The organism is Pseudoxanthomonas suwonensis J47 (genome assembly GCF_000513955.1).
Taxonomy (GTDB): domain Bacteria; phylum Pseudomonadota; class Gammaproteobacteria; order Xanthomonadales; family Xanthomonadaceae; genus Pseudoxanthomonas; species Pseudoxanthomonas suwonensis_C.
Genome location: NZ_AZUZ01000012.1, coordinates 87,687 through 114,473, shown reverse-complemented (window position 1 = coordinate 114,473; position 26,787 = coordinate 87,687). Strand labels below are relative to the sequence as shown.

Sequence of the window (26,787 nt, the reverse complement as noted above, 5' to 3'; positions counted from 1 at the left end):
GCGCCGAAAGACGCGGTAGCGCGGGGGTATGGCGCAAGCAGGCCATGGATGGCCTGCGCTCGCGCGTTGGAGCCATGGACGGCGGAACCGCGCGATGCGCCATACCCCCGCGCTGCCGCGGCTCCGTCCGAAGCCCGCCACGCCAATGCTTCAAACAGCAGGACGCCGAGGATGCGGCAAGTCAACTGGCGCGTGGCGACGCGTCAAACGTCGCCAGCGCCCTGGCTCATTCCCGGCGCCCCCTCCGCGCTGCCGCGGCTCCGCCCGAAGCCAGCCACCCGGACGCTGTTGCTGTTGCTCCCGCAGCCCCTGTCTGCGGCACGAACGCGGCTTACTGCCGGCGTACCGCCTGCACCACGTTGAGCCGGCGCAGGCGGCGGATGACTTCGGCGAGGTGGTTGCGGTCGCGGACCTGGATCGCGAAGCGCAGCTGCGCCGCATTCATGTCGCGGTCCAGGTAGTCCACCCGCTCGATGTTCGACTGGCTCTGCGCCACCGCCGCCGCCAGCTGCGCCAGCACGCCGGTGTGGTTCTCCACGTCGACGATCAGCGACGTATCGTAGTCGCCGCTCACGTTCGGATCCCAGTCGATCGGCACCCAGCGCTCCGGCGACTTGCGGAACTCCGCCAGGTTCGGGCAGTCCAGCCGGTGCACCACCACGCCCTTGCCCGAGGTGTGGTAACCCATGATCTCGTCGCCCGGGATCGGCTGGCAGCAGTTGGCGAAGCTGACCACCCCGCCCTCGGTGCCGTTGATCAGGATCTTTTCCTGCGAATGCTTCGAATGCCCGCCGCCGCGCAGTTCCGCGTAGGCCATCAGCGCCTGCGCCGCCTGGCTCGGCATCCAGTTGCCCAGCGCCACCTCGGCCAGGAAGGCCTCCAGCCGCGGGAAACGGTGCTCCACCAGGAACGACTCCAGCCGCTTGGCCGGCAGCCGCTCCAGCGAACTGCCCATCGCCTCCAGCGCGCGGTCGAGCATGCGGTGGCCCAGCTGCACCGCGTCCTCGTGCTCCAGCTGCTTGAGCTGGTGGCGGATCGAAGTACGCGCCTTGCTGGTGACCACGAACTCCAGCCACTGCGGCTTCGGCGCCGCCGACTTGGCGGTGATGATCTCCACCGTCTGCCCGCTGGAGAGCTTGGTCTTCAGCGGCACCAGCTTCTTGTCCACGCGCGCCGCCACCGCCTGGTTGCCCACGTCGGTGTGCACCGCATAGGCGAAATCCAGCGCCGTGGAATTGCGCGGCAACGCCAGGATCCGGCCCTTCGGCGTGAACAGGTAGACCTCGTCCGGGAACAGGTCGACCTTGACGTTCTCCAGGAACTCCAGCGACGAACCGGCCGCGCGCTGCGACTCGATCAGCTCCACGATCCAGGCGTGGGCCCGGCTCTGCGCGCTGTTCGGGCTGTCGCCGCCGTGCTTGTAGGTCCAGTGCGCGGCGATGCCGCGCTCGGCGATCAGGTCCATCTCCTCGGTGCGGATCTGCACCTCGATCGGCGAGCCGTAGGGCCCGAACAGCACCGTGTGCAGCGACTGGTAGCCGTTGGCCTTGGGGATGGCGATGAAATCGCGGAAGCGCCCGTCCAGCGGCTTGAACTGCGCATGGACCACGCCCAGCGCGCGGTAGCAGTCGGCCACCGACCGCACCACCACGCGGAAGCCGAACACGTCCATCACCTGGTCGAAGCTCTTACCCTCGCCCTGCATCTTGTTGTAGATGCTCCAGGGCGTCTTGATCCGGCTGACCAGGCGGTGCTCGAGGCCGTCGCGGGCCAGGCCCTGCGACAGCTTCACCTCCACCTGCGCCATCGCCTCGCGGCGGACCACCGGCTGGCTGCGGATGTGCTTCTCGATGATCGCGTGGCGCCACGGATGCAACGCGCGGAAGCCGAGGTTCTGCAGCTCCGACTTGACCAGGCTCATGCCCAGCCGCTGCGCGATCGGCGCGTAGATCTCCAGCGTCTCGCGGGCGATGCGGGTGCGGGCCTCGGCGCTCTGCGCGCCGAGCGTGCGCATGTTGTGCAGGCGGTCGGCCAGCTTGATCATGATCACGCGCAGGTCGCGCGACATGGCCAGCAGCATCTTGCGGAAGCTCTCGGCGGCCGCCTCCTGGCGGTCGCGGAACTTCAGCTTGTCCAGCTTGGTGACGCCATCGACCAGCTCGGCCACGTCCTCGCCGAACTGCGCCGCCAGCTCCTCGCGGGTGAGCGGCGTGTCCTCGATGGTGTCGTGCAGGATCGCCGCGATCAGCGTCTCCACGTCCAGGCCCAGCTCGGCCAGCACGCCGGCCACCGCCACCGGGTGGGTGATGTACGGCTCGCCGGACTTGCGGGTCTGCCCGGCGTGGGCGATCGCGCCGACCCGCCAGGCCTCGCGCAGCAGCGGCAGCTGCTCGCGCGGCAGGTACGCGGCCGCCCGTTCCAGCTCCAGGACGTAGTCGGGCAAGGGCTCGCCAGCGGACGGCGGAGCGCTATCGACTGCGTGGGCGGAAAGGCCGGTATTCATGTGCAGAGGTTATGCCAGCTACCGGTGAACGGCAAACCGGAAATACCGTGGTAACGCGCACCCGTCCGCCGCCATTCCGCTGACTCCGCGTTCAGCCGAGCCGGTACGCCCGCTCCACGCCCGGCAGCGCGTCCAGCTTGCCGAGCAGGGTCGAAAGCTGGCCGTAGTCGGTCACCCGCAGGCGCAGGCGCAGGCGTACCCGGCCGCTGTCACGCAATTCGCTGCGGATGTCGGACACGTGCGCGTCCTCCTGGGCGATCAGCGTGGTCACGTCCTTGAGCAGCCACTTGCGGTCGACGCCATCCACCTCCACGTCGACCTCGTAGCCGCCCCCGCCGTGGCCCCACTCCACCGGCAGCACCCGCTGCGGCTGGGCCGCGGCCAGGCGCGCGAACGCGGCGCAGTCGGCGCGGTGCACGGTGACGCCGCGGGTGCGGGTCAGGTAGCCGGCGATCGGCTCGCCCGGCACCGGCTGGCAGCAGCGTCCCAGCTGCACCAGCAGGTTGCCGACACCCTGCACGGTGAAGCCGGCCTCGGCCTTCTTCCGCCGGACCTGGCGCGGCACCCGCGGCGGCGGCAGCACCGCCGGCGCCGGCTCGGCCGGACGCGAGAGCTCGTGCAGGGCGCGGCCGATCTGGTGCGGTCCGACGTCGCCCAGCGCCACCTGGATGTACAGGTCGTCCACGGTCTCGGCGTGGAACTTCTTCGCCACCGGCGCCAGGTCGGCCTGGTGCAGGCCCAGGCGCTTGATCTCGCGCTCGAGCATTTCCCTGCCGGCGGCCACGTTGCGCGAACGGTCCAGCTTGTGGAACCAGGCGCGGACCTTGTCGCGCGAGCGGCCACTGGCCAGGTAGCCGTTGGCCGGCAGCAGCCAGTCGCGCTTGGGATCCGGCTCCTTGCCGGTGAGGATCTCGACCCGGTCGCCGCTGCGCAGGCGGTGGCCCAGCGGCACGATGCGGCCGTTGACCTTGGCCCCGCGGTAGCGATGCCCGACCATCGTGTGCACGTGGTAGGCGAAGTCCAGCGGCGTGGCGCCCTGCGGCAGGTCCACCACCTCGCCCTTCGGGGTCAACGCGTAGACGCGCTCCTCGACCAGCTCGGCGTCGAGCGCCCCGGCCAGGCCCTCGTCGCGGCCGTCGCCGGACTGCTCCAGCAGCTGCCGCATCCACGCGATCTTGCGCTCGAACGCGCGGCCGGCGCCCTTGCCCGCGGCGCTGCCGCCGGTCTCCTTGTAGCGCCAGTGCGCGGCCACGCCCAGCTCGGCCTGCTCGTGCATCTCGCGGGTGCGGATCTGCACTTCCAGGGTGCGCCCTTCCGGGCCGACCACCGCGGTATGCAGCGAGCTGTAGCCGTTGGGCTTGGGCCGGGCGATGTAGTCGTCGAACTCGCCCGGCACCGGCGCCCACAGCGCGTGGACCACGCCCAGCGCGGCGTAGCAGGCGGCGACGTCGTCGACCATCACCCGTACCGCGCGCAGGTCGTAGAGGCGGTCCAGCGGCAGGTTCTTCTTCTGCATCTTCCGCCAGATGCTGTAGATGTGCTTCGGCCGGCCGCTGATGTCGGCGCGGATGCCGTGTCCGGCCAGGGTGCGGCCGAGCTCCTTCTTCACCGCCTCGATGTAGCGCTCGCGCGCGGTGCGGCTCTCGTCCAGCTCGCGCGCCAGGTGGCGGTAGGTGTCCGGCTCGAGGAAGCGGAACGCCAGGTCCTCCAGCTCCCACTTCAGCTGCCAGATGCCCAGGCGGTTGGCCAGCGGCGCGTGGATGTCGCGGGTCAGCTGCGCCAGCGCGCGGCGCTCGGCCTCGGCCAGGCGGTCGGCGACACGCATCTTCGCCAGCTGCCGCGACAGCAGGATCGGCACCACGCGCAGGTCCTGGACGATCGCCAGCAGCAGCCGGCGCAGGCCTTCGCCATTGCGCCCGGCCTCGCGGCCGGCATGCAGCGCCCAGACCTGGTCGGCCGCGTCCTGGCCGTCGAGCAGGCCCGGCACCGCCGGATGGCTGGCGGCGACGCGCGTGGCCACCGCCGCGCGCAGCCCCGGCAGCTCGAACAGCAGCCCGGCCAGCAGCGCGGATTCGTCGGCGTCGAGGCGCGCGAGCGTCTGCAGGGTGTCGGCGATCACCGGCCACGACGAGCGCTGCGTGCGGTCCGCGACGGCTTCCCAGGCTTCCAGCAACAGCGCGCGCAGCGCAGCGGACAGCGGGTCCGCAAGCGGACCCCGCAGCAGGGCAGGCAGACCGTCGATGGCAGGGCGAGACAAGGCCGTTCCGGCGCGTGGGGTTGCGACTACACTAGCGGCCAACGTACCGGAGGAACAAGCATGAAACCTCGTCCGCTGCCGCTGTGGTCCACCCTGCCGCTCGCGTTCGCGCTGGCCGTCTGCGCGCCCGCCGCGCTGGCCCAGTCCGACGCTGCCACCACGCTGGAACAGCAGATGACCGCGGAGGAATTCCGGGCCGCCGGCCTGCACAAGCTGAGCGCCGCGGAACTGGCCGCGCTGCAGGACTGGATCCGCCGCCAGCAGGCCGGCGTCACCACGCAGGGACAGCAGGCCCCGGCCGCGACCACCGCGGCGCCCGCGGTCGCCGGTACCACCGCACTCGACGCGGCGGAGATCGAACGCATCCGCGAGCAGGCCCGCGAGGAAGGCCGCCGCGAGGTGAAGGAGGAGAGCCGCGGCTTCTTCGACTTCGGCTCCGACGAACCGATCCGCAGCACCCTGGTCGGCGAGTTCCGTGGCTTCGCCAAGGGCCGCACCTACGCCCTCGCCAACGGCCAGGTGTGGGAACAGATCGAGCCGGCGCGCCTGGACGGCGTCAAGCGCACCGATCCGGCGGTGACGATCAAGCCGGGCCTGTTCAACGTCTGGTACCTGCGCATCGACGGCTACAACACCCCCGCCAAGGTGCGCCGGATCAAGTAAGGCGTCGCACGGGCGGCGGAACGCACCGCCGCCCGGTGCGTCGTCAGCCCAGCGTCGCCAGGCGCTGGGCCAGCTTCTTCGGCGAGATCCCGCCGCGCGAGCCCAGCTCCTGCGCGAACAGCGAGATCCGCAGCTCCTCCAGGTCCCAGCGCAGCGCCTGCCATTCCGGCGAATCGCCGTTGCCGGCGGCACGGGCGCGTTCGAGTGCATCGGTGAACGGCTTGATCTCGAGCATCCGCGCCTGGTCGCGCGCCGGGTCGCGCAGCGCGCGTTCGGCGCGCAGGGCCATGCCCTTGAGCCAGCGCGGGAACTGCGCCAGCGCAGCGGCCGGCGTGTGGCGCAGGAAGCCCGGATGGACCAGGCCTTCGAGCTGCGCGCGCAGGTCGTCGAGGTTGGCACCCGCCCAGCCCATCAGCGGCGCCTCGAGCTTCGGCTTCAGTTCCGCCACCGCGGCGAGGATCTGCTCGGCCAGCTGCAGCCGCGCCATCGCCTCGCCAAACAGGGCGCGACCGGCGGCCCCGGCGCGCTTCTGGAACGCGGCGCGGTCGCGGATCCCGTCCAGGCCTTCGGCCAGCACCGCGTTGAGCGCGGCCTCGACCAGGTCGGCGCGCAGCTGTTCCTTCTCTTTCGCCTTCGCCTCCGGGCCCTGGCCGAACTGGTCGATCGCCGCGTACAGAAGGCCCAGCCGCGGCGACACCGGCAGCTGCTTCCGCGCCTGCCGGGCCTTGTCGGCCAGGGCGATGCGCAGCAGGCGCTCGACCCCGCGCGGATGCGCGGCCGCCGCCTCGGCGCGGTCGGCGAACACGCGCATCACCGCGTGCTCGCCCTCGTCGACCAGCGCCGGGTAACCGGGGACGCCGGCGTCGCCGGTGACCTGCAGCGGCAGCGGCTCGTCGGGGAACTCGCGCAGCTCGCGCGGACCGCTGGCCAGAGCCCGTGCGGCGCGCGCGGCGAAGGCGCGGCTGGCGCGTTCGCCGAAGCGGGCGCGCAGCTCCTCCAGGTCGCGCGACTCGGCCAGCACCTTGCCGTTGCGCCCTTCCTCGCGCAGGCGCAGGTTCATGCGCAGGTGCGGCTCCAGCGCGGCCTCGTCGAAATCAAGCGCGCTTACCTGCACGCCTGTCGTTCTGCTGAGGAAGCGCGCCAGCTCGCCGGTGATGGCGTCGGCGGACGGCTGCGCGAAGGCCTCGTAGAAGGCGCGGCCGAAATCCGGCGCCGGCACGTAGTTGCGGCGCATCGCCTTGGGCAGGCTGCGGATCAGGCCGGCAGCCTTGTCGGCGACGAAACCCGGCGCCAGCCATGACAGGCGCGCCGGATCCAGCGCGTTGAGCAGCGGCAGCGGGACTTCCAGGGTGACGCCGTCGTCCGGCGCGCCCGGCTCGAACCGGTAGTGCAGCGGCAGGCGCGCGTCGCCCAGCGGGAAATACTTCGGGTACAGGTCCTGCTGGCTGCCTTCGCCGGGCAGCAGGTCGACGGTCGACCAGCGCAGGCCCTGCTGCTTCTCCCGCGGCAGCTTCTGGTACCAGGCATCCAGGCCGGTGGCCGAGTGGATCTCGCCTGACACGCGGTCCAGGTACCAGCGCGCCTGCCAGTCCTCGTCGGCGACCAGGCCGGCGCGGCGCAGCTTGGCTTCCTCCTCGCGCGCCTGTTCGAGGGTCTTGAGGTTGGCGGCGAGGAAGGCGGCCTTCGTGTCGATCTCGCCGGTGACCAGCGCCTGGCGCACGAAGACGTCATGCGCGCCGACCGGGTCGATGCGGCCGTAGTGCACCGGGCGCTTCGGCGCCAGCACCAGGCCGAACAGGCTGATCTGCTCGGAGGCCAGCACGTTGCCCTGGGCGCGCGACCAGCGCGGGTCGTAGTGCTTGCGCGCCAGCAGGTGCGGCAGTTCGGCGATGGCCCAGTCCGGCTCGATCGCCGCGGCGGTCAGGCCCCAGACCTTCTGCGTGTCCAGCAGGGTCGCGACCAGCACCCACGGCGGCGGCTTCTTCGCCAGCGGCGAAGCCGGGAACAGCTGGAAGCGGCGTTGCCGCGGTGCCTGGAAGTCGCCCTTCTCGGTGCGATGGCCAAGCTGGGTCGGCAGGCCGGCAATCAGCGCACGGTGCAGCGCCTGGTAGGCCGAGGCGCGCTCGCGGGCGCCGATGCGGGGGCTGCGCAGAACGGGGTCAGAGCCACTGCCCCCCCTGTCCTGTTGCCGATCTCCGTGTGCTTGGGGGGAAAGTGACCCGGACCGCGTATTGCCCGCGGCCTTGCCCTCGCGCGCCAGGCGCGCGGCGCGGTGCAGCTCGCCGCGGGTCGGGCGCTCGCCGGAAGCACCGCGCCCCTCTTCCGCCGCCGGCGCACCGGCCAGCAGCGGCGCCAGCGCCTGTTCCTGCGGCTCCTCGCGCCAGCCCAGCTCCCCGCACAGCAGCTTGAGCTGGCGGTGCAGCTCGCGCCATTCGCGCATGCGCAGGAAACCGAGGAAGCGCTTGCCGCACCAGTCGCGCAACTTCGACTGGGTCAGCTCGCCATGGGCGTCGTCGTAGGCCTGCCACAGGCGCAGGATGCCGACGAACTCCGAGCGCGGATCGGCGAACTGCGCGTGCGCGTTGTCCGCCGCCTCGCGCGCCTCAGGCGGGCGCTCGCGCGGGTCCTGCACGCCGAGGAAGGCGGCGATCGGCAGCATCGCGCGCAGCACGCCGTGCGCCTGCGCGGCCACCAGCATCCGCGACAGCTTCACGTCCACCGGCAGGCGTGCCATCTGCCGGCCGATCGCGGTCAGGCGGCGCTGGCCGTCGGCGCCCTCCTCCACCGCGCCCAGTTCGACCAGCTGCTGCCAGCCGTCGGCGATGGCGCGCTCGTCCGGCGGCTCGAGGAACGGGAAGTCCTCGATCCGGCCCAGGCCGAGGTGGAGCATGCGCAGGATCACGCCGGCCAGGCTGGAGCGACGGATCTCCGGGTCGGTGAACTCCGGGCGCGAAAGGAAGTCGGCTTCCGAATACAGCCGGTAGCACACGCCTTCGGAGACGCGGCCGCAGCGGCCCTTGCGCTGGTTGGCGCTGGCCTGGCTGATCGGCTCCACGTGCAGGCGGTCGATCTTCGAACGCGGGCTGTAGCGCTTGATCCGCGCCTCTCCCGGATCGACCACGTAGCGGATCCGCGGCACGGTCAGCGAAGTCTCGGCGACGTTCGTCGCCAGCACGATGCGTCGCTGCGGACCGGGATTGAACACCCGGTCCTGGTCCTTCGCCGACAGCCGCGCATACAGCGGCAGCACTTCGGTGGAGCGGTACTGGCGCTTCTCCAGCGTGCGGTGCAGGTCGCGGATCTCGCGCTCGCCGGGCAGGAACACCAGCACGTCGCCGCGCGGGTCCTCGGCGGTGATCTCGTCGACCGCGGCGGTGATCGCGGCCAGCGGGTCGAGCTCGCGTCCGGGATCCGGTTCGCGGCGCGGACGGCCGCCGCGGGCACCGCGGCCGGGCGCGGCCGGCGCCGGCTCTGGCGCTTCGCCGCCCTCGCCGCCCGGCGGCCGGTAGCGGACCTCGACCGGATAGGTGCGTCCGGCCACCTCGACCACCGGCGCGTCGCCGAAGTGTTTGGCGAAACGGGCGGTGTCGATGGTCGCCGAGGTCACGATGACCTTGAGGTCGCGGCGCTTGCGCAGCAGCTGCCTGAGATAGCCGAGCAGGAAGTCGATGTTGAGGCTGCGCTCGTGGGCTTCGTCGACGATGATCGTGTCGTAGGCCGACAGCCAGCGGTCCGAGGCGATCTCGGCCAGCAGGATGCCGTCGGTCATGAACTTGATCCGGGTGTCGTCGCCGGTGTTCTCGGTGAAGCGCACCTGGTAGCCGACCTGGCCGCCCAGCGGGGTCTTCAGTTCCTCGGCCACGCGCGCGGCCACCGCGCGGGCGGCGATCCGGCGCGGCTGGGTGCAGCCGATGGTGCCGGCCACGCCGCGGCCGGCGGCCAGGCACAGCTTGGGCAGCTGGGTGGTCTTGCCCGAGCCGGTCTCGCCGGCCACGACCACCACCGGGTGCTCGCGGATCAGCGCGACGATGCGCTCGGCCTCGGCGGCGATGGGCAGGGCGGTGTCCACCTGCACCGCCGGGATGCTGTCGGCGCGCGCCTGGCGGGCCGCCACCGAACCGGCCAGCGCCTGTTCGAAGCGTTCGCGCAGGGCGGCGTCGGCCGGACGGCCGCGCCAGCGCGACCAGGCGCCGTGCAGGCGCCCGCGGTCGCGGCTCAGGGCCTGGTCGATGCCTCGCCGGCCGGCTTCCAGGGCTGCTCGAAATTCGGCGGGGATCGCTTCCATCTATTGGGCCGTGTGAAACTTTGCATAACGCTGCGGGGTTTAACATCTATTGTGACAGCCCCATCTGCACCCTGTAGACCCCAGCCAAGGAGCCGTTCATGGCCAAGACCAAGACCACCACCAAGGACAAGGCCGCCCCGAAGGGCAAGGGCAAGGTCCTGGACCAGGTCGCCTCGCCTTCGCGCATCAACATCGGCATCGCCAACGAGGACCGCAAGGAAATCGCCGAGGGCCTCGCCCACTACCTGTCCGATGCCTTCACCCTGTACCTGAAGACCCACAACTTCCACTGGAACGTGACCGGTTCGATGTTCAATTCGCTGCATGCGATGTTCATGGACCAGTACACGGAGCAGTGGAACGCGCTGGACGACGTCGCCGAACGCATCCGCGCGCTGGGCTACAACGCGCCGGGTTCGTACGCCGAGTTCATCCGCCTGACCTCGATCCGCGAGGAGGAAGGCGCGGACGGCGTGCCGGACTGGAAGGGCATGGTCCAGCAGCTGGTCGCCGGCAACGAGGCGGTGTGCCGCACGGCGCGCAGCGTGCTGAAGACCGCCGACGACGCCGGCGACGACCCGACCGTCGACCTGCTGACCCAGCGCCTGCAGACCCACGAGAAGTACGCGTGGATGCTGCGTTCGCTGCTTGAGTGACGGCGCCTCTTCCGTGAGACCGCAACGGCCGCCCATGGGCGGCCGTTGTTTTTCTCCACCTTGCTCCGCAGGTCGGGGCCTGCAAGCAACCGCACTGGCGTTGCGAACTTCGGACGGAGCCGCGGCAGCACGGGGGTATGGCGCATCGCGCGGTTCCGCCTTCCATGGCTCCAGCGGCGAGCGCAGGCCATCCATGGCCTGCTTGCGCCGCGCCGGGAATGAACGCGGGCGGTGGGACGTCTGGCGCGTCGCCACGCGCCAGCCTCCTTGCCGCGTCAGCCGGCAGCCTGCTGGTGTCACCCCCGCGCTACCGCGTCTTCCGGCGCTTTGAGGTCGTGGCTTCCATGTTCCCCTCTCCCGGTGGAGAGGGGCCAGGGACTCAGGGTGCCGGCCTCGCCACGCTCACTCGTGGGCGAACACCAGCTGCCCGCCGGAGGCGTCGACCTTCACCGTATCGCCGTTGGCGAACTCTCCGGCGAGGATCTTCTGCGCCAGCGGGTTCTCGACCTGGGCCTGGATCGCGCGCTTGAGCGGGCGGGCGCCGTAGACCGGGTCGAAGCCGACGTTGGCCAGCAGCTCCAGCGCCGCGTCGGACAGCTCCAGCTTCAGGCCGCGCTCGGCCAGGCGCTTCTCCAGGCCGCGCAGCTGGATCCGCGCGATCGACTTGATCTGCGCCTTGTCCAGCGGGTGGAACACGACGATGTCGTCGAGGCGGTTGATGAACTCCGGGCGGAAGTGCGCCTGGACCACGCCCATCACCGCGGCCTTCATCTGCACGTAGGCTTCCGGCGAGTCGTCGCCCGACAGCTCCTGGATCTGGTGCGAGCCCAGGTTGGAGGTCATCACGATGACGGTGTTGCGGAAGTCGACCGTGCGGCCCTGGCCGTCGGTCAGGCGGCCGTCGTCCAGCACCTGCAGCAGGATGTTGAACACGTCCGGGTGCGCCTTCTCCACCTCGTCCAGCAGGATCAGCGAATACGGCCGGCGGCGCACCGCTTCGGTCAGGTAGCCGCCCTCCTCGTAGCCGACGTAGCCCGGGGGCGCGCCGATCAGGCGGGCCACGGAGTGCTTCTCCATGAACTCGCTCATGTCGATGCGCACCATCGCGTCGGTCGAGTCGAACAGGAACCCGGCCAGCGACTTGCACAGCTCGGTCTTGCCGACGCCGGTCGGGCCGAGGAACAGGAACGAGCCGATCGGGCGGTTCGGGTCCGACAGGCCGGCGCGCGAGCGGCGCACCGCGTCGGAGACCACGCGGATCGCTTCTTCCTGCCCGACCACGCGCTGGCCCAGCTCACTCTCCATGCGCAGCAGCTTCTCGCGCTCGCCTTCGAGCATCTTGCTGACCGGGATGCCGGTCCAGCGGCTGACCACCTCGGCGATCTCCTCGGCGGTGACCTTGTCCTGGACCAGCCTGAATTCCTTCTGCTCGGCTTCCTGCGCGGCGGCCAGCTGCTTCTCCAGCGCCGGGATGCGGCCGTACTGGATCTCGCTCATCCTGGCGAAGTCCTGGGCGCGCTGGGCGGCCTCCAGCTCCAGCCTGGCCTGCTCGATCTGCTCCTTGATCTTCGTCGCGCCCTGCAGCGCGGCCTTCTCCGACTTCCACACCTCGTTGAGGTCGGAGAACTCGCGCTCGAGCTTGTCGATGTCGCTTTCCAGGTCGGCCAGGCGCTGCTTCGAGGCGTCGTCCTTCTCCTTCTTCAACATCTCGCGCTGGATCTTCAGCTGGATCAGGCGGCGCTCGAGGCGGTCCAGCTCCTCCGGCTTGGAGTCGATCTCCATGCGGATGCGCGAGGCGGCCTCGTCCATCAGGTCGATGGCCTTGTCCGGCAGCTGGCGGTCGGTGATGTAGCGGTTGGACAGGGTCGCCGCGGCGACGATCGCCGGGTCGGTGATCTCCACGCCGTGGTGCACCGCGTAGCGCTCCTTGAGGCCGCGCAGGATGGCGATGGTGTCCTCGACGCTCGGCTCGCCCACGAACACCTTCTGGAAGCGGCGCTCCAGCGCGGCGTCCTTCTCGATGTACTGGCGGTACTCGTCCAGGGTGGTCGCGCCGATGCAGTGCAGCTCGCCGCGCGCCAGCGCCGGCTTGAGCATGTTGCCCGCGTCCATGGCGCCGTCGGCCTTGCCGGCGCCGACCATGGTGTGCAGTTCGTCGATGAACAGGATGATCTGGCCTTCGTTCTTGGCCAGGTCGTTCAGCACGCCCTTCAGGCGCTCCTCGAACTCGCCGCGGAACTTGGCGCCGGCAATCAGCGCGCCCATGTCCAGGCTCAGCACGCGCTTGCCCTTGAGCTGCTCGGGGACCTCGCCCTTGACGATGCGCTGGGCCAGGCCCTCGACGATCGCGGTCTTGCCCACGCCCGGCTCGCCGATCAGCACCGGGTTGTTCTTGGTGCGGCGCTGCAGGACCTGGATGGTGCGGCGGATCTCCTCGTCGCGGCCGATCACCGGGTCGAGCTTGCCGGACTCGGCGCGCGCGGTCAGGTCGATGGTGTACTTCTCCAGCGCCTGGCGCTGGTCTTCCGCATTCTCCGACTGCACGGTCTCGCCTCCACGGATCTTCGCGATCGCCGCCTCCAGCTTCGCCTTGTCGGCGCCGGCGGCCTTCAGTGCCTGGGCGGTCTCGCCGCCGCCTTCCAGCGCGGCCAGCACGAACCACTCGCTGGCGATGAACTGGTCGCCATGCTGCTGGGCCAGCTTGTCGGTGAGGTTGAGCAGGCGGGTCAGGTCGTTGCCGACCGAGAGGTTGCCGGCCTGGCCGGACACCTTCGGCAGCTTTTCCAGGGCTTCGCCCAGGCGCTCGCGCAGCAGCGGCACGTTGACCCCGGCCTGGGCCAGCAGCGGCCGGGTACTGCCGCCGGACTGGTCCAGCAGGGCCACGAGCACGTGCACCGGCTCGAGCAGGTTGTGGTCGCGGCCCACGGCCAGCGACTGCGCGTCGGCCAGCGCCTGCTGGAAACGCGAGGTGAGCTTGTCCATCCGCATCGATTGGTCCCCCGAAGGTGGTGGCCGGCCACGCGCCGGCGATGTCCTCCAGATGCGGTTGCCGGCGGGGGTTTCAAGCCCGGCTGCGACGGACGTTCAAGCGCGGGATGGCTCCGGGGCGGCGGATAATGCCGGCATGACCGCCCCGCGCCCCTGGTTCCTGTACCTGCTCGAATGCCGCAACGGCGCCTGGTACGCCGGGATCAGCACCGACGTGGAGGCCCGCTTCCAGGCCCACCTGGCCGGCAAGGGCGCGCGCTATACCCGCGCCAACCCGCCGCTGCGCCTGCTCGGCAGCCGCGCCTTCCCGGACCGGGCCGCGGCCTCGCGGGCCGAGTGGGAGATCAAGCGCCTGCCGCGCGAACGCAAGCTGGCGTTCCTACTGGAAGCCTCGCCGGACGGGGCGGGGGCGGCCTCTCAGGCCGGTTCCAGCCAGCCCTCGTAGCGGACCAGGCAGCCGACCAGCGGCAGCCGGGCTTCGACCCGGAATTCGTAGCGTCCGGCCTGTTCGCGCTCGCGGCACTGCACGCCGGCGAACAGCCGCGCCGGCAGCGGCAGCACGCCCAGCACGCGCACGCCGACCGCGTTCCAGTAGATCGCGCCGCCGGCGGTATGCAGGGCGAAGCGGAACTGCAGCGGCCCCATCCGTTCCCGCAGCAGGCCCTTGCGGCAACGCAGGCGCGAGACCAGGCGGTGCCCGCCGAAATCGCGGCGCCAGGTCTCCATGCGCGGGCCGGCTTCGAACTCCACCCGCAGCGGGGCATCGCGCATCGACGGCGGCAGGCCGGCGATGGCGCCGCACAGCCGCGCCAGCAGGCCGGTACCGCGCTCGATCTCCACCCGCCCCGCGAACGCCCCGTGCCCGCGGATCGAATGCAGCGCGCGCAGGCTGTCGGGCAGCTTGAAGAACGGCGCGCCCAGCACCTGCTGGAACACGGTGGGCTCGGCGGCGGTGGTCAGGGGCAGCGGGCGCGGGTCGCCGGTCATCGGGTCGAGCAGGCACGGGAGGGCGCGCAGGATACTCCCGCCGCGCCCTCCATGGACCCCTCAGGGCCGGGCCAGGGCCCGGCGCAGCGCGCGCAGCTGCTGTTTGACCGCGGCCTGCTGTTCGGCCGAAAGCCGCATCAGCGCCTTGTGCCCCACCGAGGCCGATTCCAGCGCCGGATCGACGTAGCGCCAGCGCCCGCGCTCGTCGCGCACCAGGGCGGCGGCGGACGGCGGAGGCGGCGCCTGCAGGAGGTGGTCGATCACCTGCACCAGGCGGTCGTTGAAGTAGGCATCCGGACCGCCGATCTCGGCATAGGCCTGCTGGAACAGCGGATACAGCCGGCGGTAGGTATTGGCCAGGCGCTGCGGCTCGGCACCGGTGAACGCGGCCACGTACGGCGCATAGCGCGCCGTGTTGGCCTGCATGTCGGCCACGGCCGCCCCCTCGCCTTCGACCACCGCGTACTGCCCCGGCGGACTGCGCAGGGCCATCACCGAGGTTTGCACGCGCGGTTCGGTGAGGTTGTCGACCATCACCACCAGCCGCTGCACCAGGTGCTCGCGGATCAGCAGGCCCAGCAGCGAAGGATCGCCGGACAGGGCTTCCAGCTCCCCGAACACGAGCGCATCGCTGTCGGCCAGCGCGGGGATCGCTTCGTCGGCGGCGTCCGGCAGCGGCTCCGGCGGATGCTGGATGCGGGGGGCATCGCTGCCCGTCGCGACCGGCGGCGGCGGCGCGCCCCCGGGCGCGGCTGTTTCCGCCGACGCCGGCGCCTGGTGCACCGGCATCGCCGGCCGCAACAGCCACCAGCCGGCCGCCCCTGCCACCACGGCAACCACCAGCCAGGGCCATCGTGCCGGCGGCTTGCGTACCTGCTGCATGTCGTCTCCTTCTGCTTCGGACATGCAGCTGTGACAGCCATGCGCGCCGGGGGTTCCTCCGGCCATCGTTCTCAACGCGGATCGTGCGCCTCCGCTTCGTCCGCGACGGGCCGCTGCAGCGAGAGCAGGCCCAGCAGCAGCGCCAGCACCGCATAACCGGCGGCGAACTGCCAGGCGATGGTCGCGCGCACGCCCTCCAGCATCCACGGCAGGTAGATGCCGCCACGAGGATCGACCGAGTGGATCACGCCGAAGAGGGTGAGCACGCCCGCCAGCAGCAGGACCGCCGCGGCCCGGCGCGGGTGCCGGTCGATGATCGCCACCAGCGCGGTGCCCCACAGCATCGCGGTGATGATGAAGCCGTTGCCCAGGCTCACGATCGCGGCCAGGTCGGACAGGCCGTGCGCATCGATACCCGCGTACAGTGCGGCGAAGCTGTCCGGCGCGATCCACGCCGGGTTGCCCAGCTTGATCACCAGCAGGTAGGCCAGCGCCGGCAGGAACGCCAGCGCCACCGCCGGCGCGTGCTGGCGGGGACTGGCCTGGAAGGCCTGTACGGTGATGCCCAGGCCGACGTAGACGATGATCGGCGCCAGCACCGGCACCGGCAGCCACTGCACCAGCAGCGAGACGTAGCCGAGCATGCCGCCCAGGCCGATGAACAGTCCCGTCAGCAGCGTATAGCCGTGGCGCGCGCCCATGTGCTTGTACGCCGGCTGGCCGATGTACGGCGTGGTCTGCGCCACGCCTCCGCAGATCCCGGCCAGCAACGTCGCCACCGCCTCCACCAGCAGCACGTCACGGGTGCGGTAGTCGTCGCCGGCCGCACGCGCGCTTTCGGCCACACTGATCCCGCCGATCACCATCAGCAGCCCGAACGGCAGCAGCAGCGGCAGGTAGGGCACGGTGTAGGGCAGCCCGGTGATGAAGCCGGCGTCCGGCAACGGCAGCACCGCCTGCAGCGGCTGCGGCTGCGGCACGGCGAAGCCGGGCAGGCCCAGGCCGGCCAGGCCCAGGCCGTAGTACAGCGCGGTGCCGACGACGAACGCGGCGAGCACGCCGGGTACCCGCCAGGGCAGCCGGCCCCGGCCGAGCAGCACGTACAGCAGCACGCCGAAGCTGGCCATGCCGACCACCGGGTTGCGCAAGGTCTCCAGCAGCGGCAGGAAGCCCAGCAGCGCCAGCGCCGCGCCGCCGATCGAGCCCAGCAGGGCCGCCCGTGGCAGCATCCGGGTGATCCAGTCGCCAGCATCCGGGTGATCCAGTCGCCGGCGAAGGACAGCGCCAGCTTCAGCAGCCCCATCACCACCAGCGAGGCCATGCCCAGCTGCCAGGTCGCCAACGCCGCGGCCTGTTCGTCCATGCCCTGCTGGCGGAAGCCGGCGAAAGCCGGGCCCAGCACCAGCAGGGCCATGCCGATGCTGGTCGGCGCGTCCAGGCCCAGCGGCATCGCGGTCACGTCGTCGCGACCGCTGCGCATGGCCAGGCGCCGCGCCATCACCGTGTACATCAGGTTGCCCAGCAGCACGCCCAGCGCGGTGCCGGGGAACATGCGCAGGAACACCACCTCCGCCGGGAACCCGAAGATCCCGACCAGCGCCGCGGCAATGAAGCCGAGGATGGACAGGTTGTCGACCACCAGGCCGAAGAAGCCGTTGAGGTCGCCGGCGACGAACCAGGGCAGGCGGCGGGAAGACTGCGTGGATATCGGCATGTCAGGTCCTGGTAACGGGCTTCGGGCAGGCGCTGGCCGGCCCGCGCATGGGCCGGCACGAAGCGGGCAATTGTGGACGAACGCGACGGCGGGGCGCCCCGGTGGCGCCCCGCCTCGCCCCATCAGAACCCGTAGCGGAACTCCACGCCCCAGGTGCGCGGCTCGTTGATGAAGCCGGTGAGGTTGTTGAAGTCGATGCCGCCGACGATCCGGGTCTGGTCGGTGATGTTGCGCCCGAACACCGCCAGGTCGTAGGCGCCATCGCCCCAGCCGTAACCCACGCGCAGGCCGCCTTCCAGCGAGGAGCGGCCGCGGAACTCCGGCGACTCGTACAGGAAGAAGTTGACCGCGCTGCGGTAGGCCCAGTCGGTGAAGGCGTAGAACTCGCCGTCGCCCACCGGCACGCCGTAGCGCAGGGTCAGGTTGTGGATCCACTCCGGCGCCTGCGGCAGCGGGTTGCCGTCGATCAGCGCATAGGTCGCACCGGCGATCACCGTGGTCGGGTCGGTAATGGTGCAGCCGCCGCCGCAGATCGCCACCGCCAGGCCCGGGTCGTCGATGCGGGTGTCGTTGTAGCTGGTGCCCCAGGTGAGCAGCAGGCCTTCGGCCAGCCACGCCTGCAGGTCCAGCTCCACCCCCTGGCCGCGGGTCTTGTCGGCGTTGAGCAGGGTGGCGATGTTGGAGCCGCCGCCGACCGCGATCAGCTGCTGGTCGCTGACCTCGTAGCGGAACACGTTGAACCCCACCCGCGCGCGGCGGTCCCACAGGTCCGCCTTCACGCCGATCTCGTACGAGATCACCTTCTCCGAATCGGCGGTGGACACGCCTCCATTGGGCGCGCCCGGCGCGGCGAACAGCAACCGCCCCTGGATCGACGGGGCGCGGAAGCCCTTCGCGACGCGCGCATAGAGGTTGACATCGTCGTTGGCCGAATAGACCGCGCTGGCATCCCAGCTGACGTCGTCGACGCTGGTGTCCACCGTGTACGGGCCGCCGGCCGGCGCGCCGAACGGCGCCGGCTCCAGCACGCTGGCCGAGAAGTCCTTCTCGTCCTTGGTGTAGCGCACACCGGCGCGCAACTTCAACTGCTCGGTGGCCGCGTACTCGCCGGAAGCGAACACCGCCCAAGCGGTGTTCTCCTGCTCCTGCACGGCGTGGCCGGCCAGCGGATTGCCCGGAGCCAGCGAGTCGTAGTTGAAGCTGTCGATGGTCAGCTCCTCGCGGTACCAGAACAGGCCGGCCTGCCAGTCGAAGCGGCCGCCGTAGTCGGACTCGAGGCGGAACTCCTGGCTCACCTGCCTGTGGTCGGGGATGCCGTCGGCGGACTCGGAGGCGAACGGGATCAGGCCCGGGCCGGAATCGGGCAGGAACACCGCGCCGTAACCGCCGTCGATGTCGCCGCGGTTGAGCGATTCCAGGGTCTCGTAGCCGGTGATCGAATGCAGGCTCAGGTCGCCGAAGTCCCAGCGCAGGCGTGCGCTGCCGCCCCAGGTCTCCAGGTCGGAGAAGTTGACGCCGTCCAGCGCGACCTTGTCGCGGTCGAAGCCGGGGACGAAGCGGTTGCTGCCCGGCTGGATGATGTTTGCGCGGAACAGCCGCGCGGTGCCATTGAGGTTGCGCCGGTGCAGGTTGAACAGCGCCTCGAACCCGTCGCCTTCGTACAGCATCTGCACGCGTGCGGCGGACTCGTCGTAACCCTCGAATCCGTCGTTCGGGCCGGGATAGGTATTGCTGACCCAGTCGTCGCGACGCTGGTACAGCGCCGACACGCGCCCGGACCAGCCTGCGCCCAGCGGCCCGCCCACCGCGCCCTCGAAGTTGACCATGGCATCGTTGCCGACGGCCAGCTGCGCGTAGCCGCCGAACTCCTGCGACGGCCGCACCGAGTCGAACTTGACCACGCCGGCCGGGGTGTTGCGGCCGAACAGCGTCCCCTGAGGCCCGCGCAGCACTTCCACCCGTTCGATGTCGAACAGCGGGAAGCCCTTGAGCAGCGGGTTCTCCTGGACCACGTCGTCGTATACCAGCGACACCGGCTGCGAGGCGTTGAGGTCGAAGTCGGTATTGCCGAGGCCGCGGATGTAGAAGCGCGGGAAGGCGCGGCCGTACGAGGATTCGATGTTGAGGCTGGGCACGCGCCCGGACAGGAAGCGGATGTCGTTGCCGCCGGAGCCGAGCACGTGGAGCTTTTCCGGGTCGATGCTGGTGATCGACACCGGCACGTCCTGGATGTTCTCGACCTTGCGCTGGGCGGTGACCTGCACCGCGTCGAGGGTGGTGGGACTGTCCTGCGCCGCGGCGGCCAGCGGCAGGAGGGCGGCGAGCGTGGTGGCCAGCGCACGGCGGCGTGGCAAGGGGCGGTGGAATACGGTAGACCTCGGGTTCATCGGCATGTCCTCGGGGTGGGGAGCGGACGGCACAACGATGGTGCAAAGCTGCCCGACAGCGCCGGGTCAGAAGGAAACCTCCACGGGGTGCCTCGACCACAGCACCGATTCGTGCCCGGTGGCGCGCCGCCAGGCCTGGCGGATGGCCTCGATGTCGGCCAGGCGCGGCGCGCTGTCTTCGTGCAGGATCACCAGCACGCGCGTGCGCAGCCGCTCCGGCGCCTCGCCATCGCGGAAGCGCCACTGGCCGTAGGCATCGAACACGGTCAGGCCGTCGGGGAAACGCGGCGTCACCTCGCGGTCGAGGAACTCGCGCCAGCCGGCCTCGTCGATCCGCGCGGTGCGCGCGTCGGCGGCCCCGCCCTCTTCGCTGCCGAGCCCGAAATACAGCTCGCTGCGCACCCATCCGGACGCGGATGCGGCGACCGGCGCCGCGCCCTGCCCCGTGGCATGGCCGCCGGCGACGACAGGCGGTCCACCCGCGCAGGCGGCGAGCACCAGTACGGACAGCAGGGCGGATCGGATGCACATGGCGCGGTTCCAGGGGCTCCGCAGGGTGTCGGTCCGGGTTGCATGGCGGCAAACAACGCCGCGTAATGAGCATATGCCACGGCGCGGTCGCGCCGGACGCAGGCGGATGATAGCCTGCCACGGAGCTGCCGCCGCACCGGCCATCGCCGATCCCTGCTCATCGCCCGCCGCGGCGCACGCACCCGTATAACCCGGACATCATGGCACGCCATGCACAATCCCCCCATGGTCGACGCGACCCCCCGGCGCATGCCGCCGCCCCCCATCGACGACGCCTGCGCCCTGTTCCTCGACGTCGACGGCACCCTGGTCGGCTTCACCACCGATCCGGCCGCCGTACGCGTGCCCCCGACAGTGCTCGAGGCCATCGGCGCGGTCAGCGACCGCCTGCATGGCGCGGTTGCGCTGGTCAGCGGCCGCCCGCTGGAACAGCTCGACGCGCTGTTCGCGCCGCTGCGGCTGCCCGCCGCCGGCCTGCATGGCCACCAGATCCGTGGCGATGCGGAGGCCGCGGCGGCGATCCCCGACGACACCTCCGCTTTCCTGCACGAGCTGCATCGCGCCGCCGCGCACCTGGCCGCCGCCCATCCAGGCGTGCTGGTGGAGGACAAGGGCAGCAGCCTGGCCCTGCACTGGCGGGCAGCACCGCATGCGGCCGAGGTCGTGACCGGTTTTGCCCGCGAGCGCATCGACAGCCTGCCCGGCTACCGCCTGCAGCCGGGCGACCATGTGGTCGAGTTCGTCCCGGAAGGCAGCGACAAGGGCCGCGCGGTCGAGCGGCTGATGGCGCGCCCGCCCTTCGCCGGCCGCGTGCCGGTGTTCGTCGGCGACGACCTGACCGACGAATTCGGCTTCGCCGCGGCCCATCGCGCCGGCGGCTGGAGCGTGCTGGTCGGCGGGCGCGCCGCCAGCGTTGCCCGCCACGCGCTGCCGGACATTCACGCGGTGCACGCCTGGCTGCGCGCCAGCGCGGCGCTGCCGCTCGCCGGCGCCGGATAGCCGCGCACCTGCACCAGGGACGAGGAGCACGCATGCAAGTACCCGTACACGATTCCAACCTCCAGCTCGGCGTGATCGGCAACGGCAGCTTCGGCGCACTGGTCGACGAACGCGGATGCGTGGTGTGGTCGTGCCTGCCGGCCTTCGACGGCGACCCGGCCTTCTGCAGACTGCTGACGCCGGTGCAGGAGGGCGGCGACTACGGCATCGAGCTGGAGGATTTTTCCCGTTCCGAACAGGCCTACGTGCCCAACACCGCGATCCTGCGTACGGTGCTGCACGACAGCCATGGCGGCTCGGTGGAGATCCTCGATTTCGCCCCGCGCTGGCGCCAGAACAGCCGCTTCTACCGGCCGGTCTCGATCATCCGCCGGCTCACCCCGCTGTCCGGCAACCCGCGCATCCGCGTGCGGGTGCGGCCGCTGGCCGACTGGGGCGCGCGCGTGCCCGAACGGACCTGGGGCAGCAACCACATCCGCTGGCTGCTGCCGGAATTCACCCTGCGCCTGACCACCGACATGCCGGTGCGCTTCGTGCGCGACGGCCTGCCGTTCGTGCTCACCCACCCCGTGCACCTGGTGATGGGTCCGGACGAGCCGCTGGCTCGCTCGATCTCCGGCTACGTCACCGAGGCGCTGGCCCAGACCACCGAGTACTGGCGCGAATGGGTGCGCTACCTGTCCATCCCGCTGGACTGGCAGGAAGCGGTGATCCGCAGCGCCATCACCCTCAAGCTGTGCCAGTACGAGGACAGCGGCGCGATCATCGCGGCGATGACCACCTCCATCCCGGAGGCGCCGGGTTCCTCGCGCAACTGGGACTACCGCTACTGCTGGCTGCGCGACGCGGCCTTCGTGGTGCGCGCGCTCAACCGCCTGGGCGCGACGCGGACCATGGAGGAGTTCCTGCGCTACATCTTCAACATCGCCACCCACGACGGCCACCTGCAACCGCTGTACGGCATCGGCTTCGAGGAACACCTGGAGGAGCACGAGGTGCCCTCGCTGCTCGGCTACCGCGGCATGGGCCCGGTGCGGCGCGGCAACCTGGCGTGGATGCAGAAGCAGCACGACGTCTACGGCAGCGTGGTGCTGGCCTCGACCCAGCTGTTCTTCGACCAGCGCCTGGCCGACCCGGGCAATGCCAACACCTTCGCCCGCCTGGAACCGCTGGGCGAGCGCGCCTTCGCCCTGTACGACGTGCCCGATTCGGGCCTGTGGGAGTTCCGCAACCGCGCCGAGGTCCATACCTACACCGCGGCGATGTGCTGGGTCGCCTGCGACCGCCTGGCCAAGATCGCGCTGCGGCTGGGTCTGGAGGACCGCGCGGCATACTGGCGGGAACGCGCCGACATCATCCACGCCGCCACCGTGGAGCGCGCCTGGCGCCCGCAGAGCAACCACTTCAGCGCCTCGTTCCAGAGCGACTACCTGGACGCCTCGCTGCTGCTGCTGGCCAAGTTCGGCTTCCTCGAGGCGAAGGACCCGCGCTACGTAGCCACGGTCGAGGCGATCGGCCGCGAGCTGCGCCACGGCGACGGCATGTTCCGCTACGTCGCACCGGACGACTTCGGCACGCCGGAGACCAGCTTCACCATCTGCACCTTCTGGTACATCGACGCGCTGGCGGCGATCGGCCGCAAGGACGAGGCCCGCGAGCTGTTCGAGCGCGTGCTGGACCGGCGCAACCACCTGGGCCTGCTCTCGGAGGACATGGCCTTCGAGGACGGCGAGGGCTGGGGCAACTTCCCGCAGACCTACTCGCACGTGGGCCTGATCATCGCCGCGATGCGCCTGTCGCGTTCCTGGCAGGAGGCTTCATGAGCCGGCTGGTGGTGGTATCCAACCGCGTCGCCCTGCCCGGCCAGAGCATGGCCGGCGGCCTGGCGGTGGCGCTGCAGGCGGCGCTGCGCGAGCGCGGCGGCCTGTGGTTCGGCTGGAACGGCAAGTCCGTTCGAGGCCCCGGCGGCAACCTCGAGCAGCAGGACGAAGGCAACATCCGCTACGCCACCGTCGACCTCAGCCGCGCCGACCTGGACGCCTACTACAACGGCTTCTCCAACCGCACGCTGTGGCCGCTGCTGCACTTCCGCCTGGACCTGGTCGACTACGACCGCGCCACCCGCGAGGGCTACCGGCGGGTCAACGCGATGTTCGCCGACCGGCTGGCCCCGATGCTGCGCGAGGACGACACGGTCTGGGTGCACGACTACCACCTGATCCCGCTGGCGGCGCTGCTGCGCGAGCGCGGGATCGGCTGCCGGATCGGCTTCTTCCTGCACGTGCCGATGCCCTCGGCCGACCTGCTGATGGCCATGCCCGACCACCAGCGGCTGTTCTCCGGGCTTTACGCCTACGACCTGCTCGGCTTCCAGACCCGCCGCGACAACGACCGTTTCCAGTCCTACGTGCGCCTGTACGGCGGCGGCGAGGTGGTCGGCAAGGACCTGCTGCAGGCGCCGGGCGGACGCCGCTTCCGCACCGGCGTGTTCCCGATCAGCATCGACACCGCGCACATCGCCTCGCAGGCCGCCGCCGCGGTCAACAAGCCGGCCGTGCGCGGCCTGCGCACCAGCCTGGAGGACCGCCTGCTGGCGATCGGCGTGGACCGGCTGGACTACTCCAAGGGCCTGCCGGAGCGCTTCCACGGCTTCGAGCGCTACCTGCAACGCCATCCCGACCAGAAGGGCAGCCTGACCTACCTGCAGCTGGCGCCGGTCTCGCGTGGCGAGGTCAACGAATACCAGATGCTGCGCAACCACCTCGAGCAGATCGCCGGGCACATCAACGGCGCCCACGCCGAGCCGAACTGGACCCCGCTGCGCTACGTCAACCGCAACTTCCCGCACGCCACCCTCACCGGTTTCTACCGCAGCGCGCGGGTGGGCCTGGTCACGCCGCTGCGCGACGGCATGAACCTGGTGGCGAAGGAGTATGTGGCCTCGCAGGATCCGGAGAATCCCGGCGTGCTGGTGCTGTCGCTGCTGGCCGGCGCCGCCGACGAACTGCGCGAGGCATTGCTGGTCAACCCGCACGACCTGGATGGCGTGGCCGACGCGATCGCCTCGGCGGCGGCCATGCCGCTGGCGCGGCGCAAGGAGCGCTGGCACGCGATGATGGAGCACCTGCGGAAGCACGATATCAACGCCTGGCGCAAGGACTATCTGTCAGCGCTGGAATCGGCCTGACAGGTTTCCCTCAGGCGGAATGTGGATGATGGGCGTTCGCGCGCACCGGACGGTGCAACGCCCACTGCGGCACGCCGGTACGCGCCTCCATCCGCAAAGAGGCTCCCCCGCATGCAACGCCGCTCCACCCTGCTCCTCCTCGCCGCCCTCGTCCCGCTGGGCACCCACGCCCAGGAACTGGCCGGATCACCCAACGGCTGGACCGGCACCGGCGAGCTGGGCCTGGCCATGGCGCGCGGCAATTCGCGCTCGGAAAGCCTCAACACCCGCCTGCGCTTCGCCCGCGAGGACGCGCAGTGGAAGAACAGCTTCGGCCTGTCGGCGCTGCGGTCGCGCGCCGAGGTCAGCGGCGACTTCGACGGCGACGGCGTCGAGGAACGCCGCTACGAGACCAGCGCCAACCGCTACGACGTCGCCGGTTCGACCGCCTACCGCTTCAACGAACGCAACCACCTCTCCGGCACTGCCCGCTACGAGCACGACGACTTCTCGTCCTTCGACTACCAGGGCACGGTCGCGCTCGGCTACGGCCGGCGCTTCATCGACAGCGAGCGCACGAAGTTCAGCGGCGAAATCGGCCCCGGTTACCGCCGCGCGCGCACCACGGTCGACGGCGAGGTGCAGAGCAACCTGATCGGCCGCGCCCTGGTCGAATTCCGCCACCAGCTCACCGACAACACCGAACTGTCCAACACCCTGCTGGTCGAGTCGGGCAAGGACAACACCTTCGCCCAGAACGACCTGGGCGTGTCGGTGGCGATGAACGAGCGCTTCGCGCTGAAGGCCGGCCTGCAGGCGCGGCACAACACCGAGGTCGAGGACGCGGAGACGCGCCGCACCGACACCCTGACCACGGTGAACCTGGTCTACACCTTCCGCTGACACCGATGGCGGCGCTGCGATGGCGCCGCCGTGGCCGCCTCAGCCCGCGGCGGGCGCGATGAACACCAGCGTGGCCATGCGCCCGGTGCGCTGGTCGCGGCGGTGCGAATAGAAGCGCGCCGGATCGGAGATCGTGCACAGGCCGCCGCCGTGGATCGCTTCCGGCGCCAGGCCCGCGGCCTGCAGCCGCCGCCGCGCCAGCGCGTACAGGTCGACCTTCCAGTGCCCGGGCCGGGTGGTGGCGAAAGCCGCCGCCGCGCCTTCGTCGCTGCCGACGAAGGCGTCGCGCACCTCGGCGCCGATCTCGTAGGCCTGCGGTCCCGCGGCCGGGCCCAGCCAGGCGTGCAGCCGCGCCGGCGGCGTGCGCATCGCCGCCACCGTCGCCTCCAGCACGCCCCCGGCCAGCCCGCGCCAGCCGGCATGGGCAGCACCGACCTCACTGCCGTCGACGGCGGCGAACACCACCGGCAGGCAGTCGGCAGTGAGGATGGCCAGCACCACGCCGGCGGTGGACGTCACCGACGCATCGGCCTCCGCTTCCCCGGCATCGCCGGCTTCGGACCGCGCCGGCGCCTCGAAGCGCAGCACGCCGGTGCCATGCACCTGGCGCAGCCAGTGCGGCACCGACGGCAGGCCGGCGCGGCGCACCAGTTCGGCGCGGTTGGCCGCCGCCGCGGGCGGATCGTCGCCGCTGCGCGTGCCCAGGTTGAACGTGTCGAACGGCGCCGCCGACACCCCCGCGCCGTGGCGCAGGGTGGTGAAGGCGACCACGCCCGGCGGCGCCGGCCAGCTGGCCGGCAGCAAGGCCGGATCGGCGGCGATGTCGGGCATGGAAGCGGATCCGGCCATGGCCTCGCCCGGGGCGCTCAGCGCCGCTGGCTCTCTTCCCAGGCGCGGGTGTCCTCGCGCAGCACCTGCAGCAGCTGGACCATGTCCGCCGGCAGCGGCGCCGACACCCGCACCGGCTCGCCGGTCAGCGGATGGGCGAACTCGAGGACCTCGGCGTGCAGCGCCTGGCGCTTGAAGCCACGCAGCCCGGCGGCCAGCTCCTCGGTAGCGCCGCGCGGCAGCTTCAGCGGGCCGCCGTACAGCGGGTCGCCGACGATCGGGTGGCGCAGGTGCTGCATGTGTACGCGGATCTGGTGGGTGCGCCCGGTCTCCAGGCGGCATTCCAGCGCGGTGTGGGCGCGGAAGCGCTCGCGCAGGCGGAAATGGGTCACCGCCTCGCGGCCGTCCTCGCGCACGGCCATGCGCAGGCGGTCGCGCGGATGCCGATCGATCGGCGCGTCGGCGGTGCCGCCGGACACCAGCGAGCCGACCACCACGGCCACGTACTGGCGGTGCACCTCGCGCGCGGCCAGCTGCGCGGCCAGACCGGTGTGCGCCTCCAGGGTGCGGGCCACGACCATGACCCCGCTGGTGTCCTTGTCCAGGCGATGGACGATGCCGGCGCGCGGCAGCACCGCCAGCCCCGGATCCCGGTGCAGCAGGGCGTTGACCAGGGTCCCGGCCGGGTTGCCGGCGCCGGGGTGGACGACCAGCCCGGCCGGCTTGTCCAGCACGAACAGGTGCCGGTCCTCGTACAGGACGTCCAGCGGGATGTCCTCGGCCACCGCCTCGGTCTGGATTTCGGCCACCGCGGCCAGGCGGACGGTCTCGCCGCCCTTGACCGGGTCGCGCGGGCGCGCCGCCGCCCCGTCCAGCAGGGCATCGCCGGACTTGATCCAGGCCGCCAGGCGCGAGCGCGAGTATTCGGGGAACAGTTCGGCCAGGACCGCGTCGAAGCGGCGGCCGGCGGCCTCGTCCGGGACGATGGCCTGGCGGGGTTCAGGGGTTTGCTGGGGCATGTGAAAGTCGCTGCGGGGG

The 26,787-nt window shown here is 71.3% G+C and carries 17 protein-coding genes and 1 pseudogene; 7 read left to right on the top strand and 11 right to left on the bottom strand.

What is annotated here, in order from left to right; all coding sequences use genetic code 11:
* Positions 1–331: 331 nt before the first annotated feature.
* Positions 332–2,503 carry a RelA/SpoT family protein gene (locus M503_RS0104925; protein WP_028919162.1) on the bottom strand — a complete coding sequence of 724 codons (2,172 nt, stop codon included), beginning with the start codon at positions 2,501–2,503 and terminating at the stop codon, positions 332–334.
* A gap of 91 nt (positions 2,504–2,594) precedes the next feature.
* Positions 2,595–4,760, bottom strand: a complete 2,166-nt coding sequence (locus M503_RS0104920; protein WP_028919163.1) for a bifunctional (p)ppGpp synthetase/guanosine-3',5'-bis(diphosphate) 3'-pyrophosphohydrolase — start codon at positions 4,758–4,760, stop codon at positions 2,595–2,597.
* A 75-nt stretch (positions 4,761–4,835) separates the two neighbouring features.
* Here M503_RS0104920 and M503_RS0104915 point away from each other — a divergent pair, with 75 nt between their 5' ends.
* A complete protein-coding gene (locus M503_RS0104915) occupies positions 4,836–5,423 on the top strand; it encodes a hypothetical protein (RefSeq protein ID WP_428992214.1) in 588 nt (195 codons plus the stop codon).
* A gap of 43 nt (positions 5,424–5,466) precedes the next feature.
* Here M503_RS0104915 and hrpA read toward each other — a convergent pair whose 3' ends face one another.
* Positions 5,467–9,708, bottom strand: coding sequence for an ATP-dependent RNA helicase HrpA (gene hrpA, locus M503_RS0104910; RefSeq protein WP_028919165.1), 4,242 nt, complete (start codon positions 9,706–9,708; stop codon positions 5,467–5,469).
* A 98-nt stretch (positions 9,709–9,806) separates the two neighbouring features.
* On the opposite strand from hrpA, the gene M503_RS0104905 reads away from it, so the two are divergent.
* Positions 9,807–10,364, top strand: a complete 558-nt coding sequence (locus M503_RS0104905; protein WP_028919166.1) for a Dps family protein — start codon at positions 9,807–9,809, stop codon at positions 10,362–10,364.
* Between the two features lie 402 nt (positions 10,365–10,766).
* Here M503_RS0104905 and clpB read toward each other — a convergent pair whose 3' ends face one another.
* The gene (gene clpB, locus M503_RS0104900; RefSeq protein ID WP_028919167.1) at positions 10,767–13,352 is read right to left on the bottom strand and encodes an ATP-dependent chaperone ClpB; all 2,586 of its coding nucleotides are present in this window, start codon (positions 13,350–13,352) and stop codon (positions 10,767–10,769) included.
* A 136-nt stretch (positions 13,353–13,488) separates the two neighbouring features.
* On the opposite strand from clpB, the gene M503_RS0104895 reads away from it, so the two are divergent.
* Positions 13,489–13,797: a GIY-YIG nuclease family protein gene (locus tag M503_RS0104895; protein WP_028919168.1), complete on the top strand. Its 309-nt coding sequence runs from the start codon at positions 13,489–13,491 to the stop codon at positions 13,795–13,797.
* Here M503_RS0104895 and M503_RS0104890 read toward each other — a convergent pair.
* The 5 genes and pseudogenes from M503_RS0104890 to M503_RS0104870 all read right to left on the bottom strand — a co-directional run bounded on the left by M503_RS0104890 (position 13,770) and on the right by M503_RS0104870 (position 19,853).
* Positions 13,770–14,339, bottom strand: a complete 570-nt coding sequence (locus M503_RS0104890; protein ID WP_051414255.1) for a DUF4166 domain-containing protein — start codon at positions 14,337–14,339, stop codon at positions 13,770–13,772. The genes M503_RS0104895 and M503_RS0104890 overlap by 28 nt on opposite strands.
* A 60-nt stretch (positions 14,340–14,399) precedes the next feature.
* The gene (locus tag M503_RS0104885; protein WP_028919170.1) at positions 14,400–15,221 is read right to left on the bottom strand and encodes a DUF3014 domain-containing protein; all 822 of its coding nucleotides are present in this window, start codon (positions 15,219–15,221) and stop codon (positions 14,400–14,402) included.
* A 71-nt stretch (positions 15,222–15,292) separates the two neighbouring features.
* Positions 15,293–16,929: pseudogene (locus M503_RS15690) on the bottom strand (hypothetical protein).
* A 128-nt stretch (positions 16,930–17,057) separates the two neighbouring features.
* The gene (locus tag M503_RS0104875) at positions 17,058–19,322 is read right to left on the bottom strand and encodes a TonB-dependent receptor (protein WP_028919172.1); all 2,265 of its coding nucleotides are present in this window, start codon (positions 19,320–19,322) and stop codon (positions 17,058–17,060) included.
* A gap of 66 nt (positions 19,323–19,388) precedes the next feature.
* Entirely contained in the window at positions 19,389–19,853 is a 465-nt protein-coding gene (locus tag M503_RS0104870; RefSeq protein WP_028919173.1) for a DUF3574 domain-containing protein, read from the bottom strand.
* A gap of 225 nt (positions 19,854–20,078) precedes the next feature.
* On the opposite strand from M503_RS0104870, the gene otsB reads away from it, so the two are divergent.
* The 4 genes from otsB (at position 20,079) to M503_RS0104850 (ending at position 24,921) form a co-directional block, all read left to right on the top strand.
* Positions 20,079–20,852 carry a trehalose-phosphatase gene (otsB, locus tag M503_RS0104865; RefSeq protein WP_028919174.1) on the top strand — a complete coding sequence of 258 codons (774 nt, stop codon included), beginning with the start codon at positions 20,079–20,081 and terminating at the stop codon, positions 20,850–20,852.
* 32 nt (positions 20,853–20,884) lie between these two features.
* Entirely contained in the window at positions 20,885–22,675 is a 1,791-nt protein-coding gene (locus M503_RS0104860) for a glycoside hydrolase family 15 protein (RefSeq protein ID WP_028919175.1), read from the top strand.
* On the top strand, positions 22,672–24,039 hold the full coding sequence (gene otsA / locus M503_RS0104855) for an alpha,alpha-trehalose-phosphate synthase (UDP-forming) (RefSeq protein ID WP_028919176.1): 1,368 nt from the start codon (positions 22,672–22,674) through the stop codon (positions 24,037–24,039). The genes M503_RS0104860 and otsA overlap by 4 nt, the downstream gene beginning before the upstream one ends.
* A gap of 111 nt (positions 24,040–24,150) precedes the next feature.
* The gene (locus M503_RS0104850) at positions 24,151–24,921 is read left to right on the top strand and encodes a DUF481 domain-containing protein (RefSeq protein WP_028919177.1); all 771 of its coding nucleotides are present in this window, start codon (positions 24,151–24,153) and stop codon (positions 24,919–24,921) included.
* Positions 24,922–24,960: 39 nt separating this feature from the next.
* On the opposite strand, the gene pgeF is transcribed toward M503_RS0104850, so the two are convergent.
* Positions 24,961–25,752, bottom strand: coding sequence for a peptidoglycan editing factor PgeF (gene pgeF, locus M503_RS0104845; RefSeq protein ID WP_028919178.1), 792 nt, complete (start codon positions 25,750–25,752; stop codon positions 24,961–24,963).
* A gap of 35 nt (positions 25,753–25,787) precedes the next feature.
* Positions 25,788–26,768, bottom strand: coding sequence for a 23S rRNA pseudouridine(1911/1915/1917) synthase RluD (rluD, locus tag M503_RS0104840; protein WP_028919179.1), 981 nt, complete (start codon positions 26,766–26,768; stop codon positions 25,788–25,790).
* Positions 26,769–26,787: the final 19 nt, after the last annotated feature.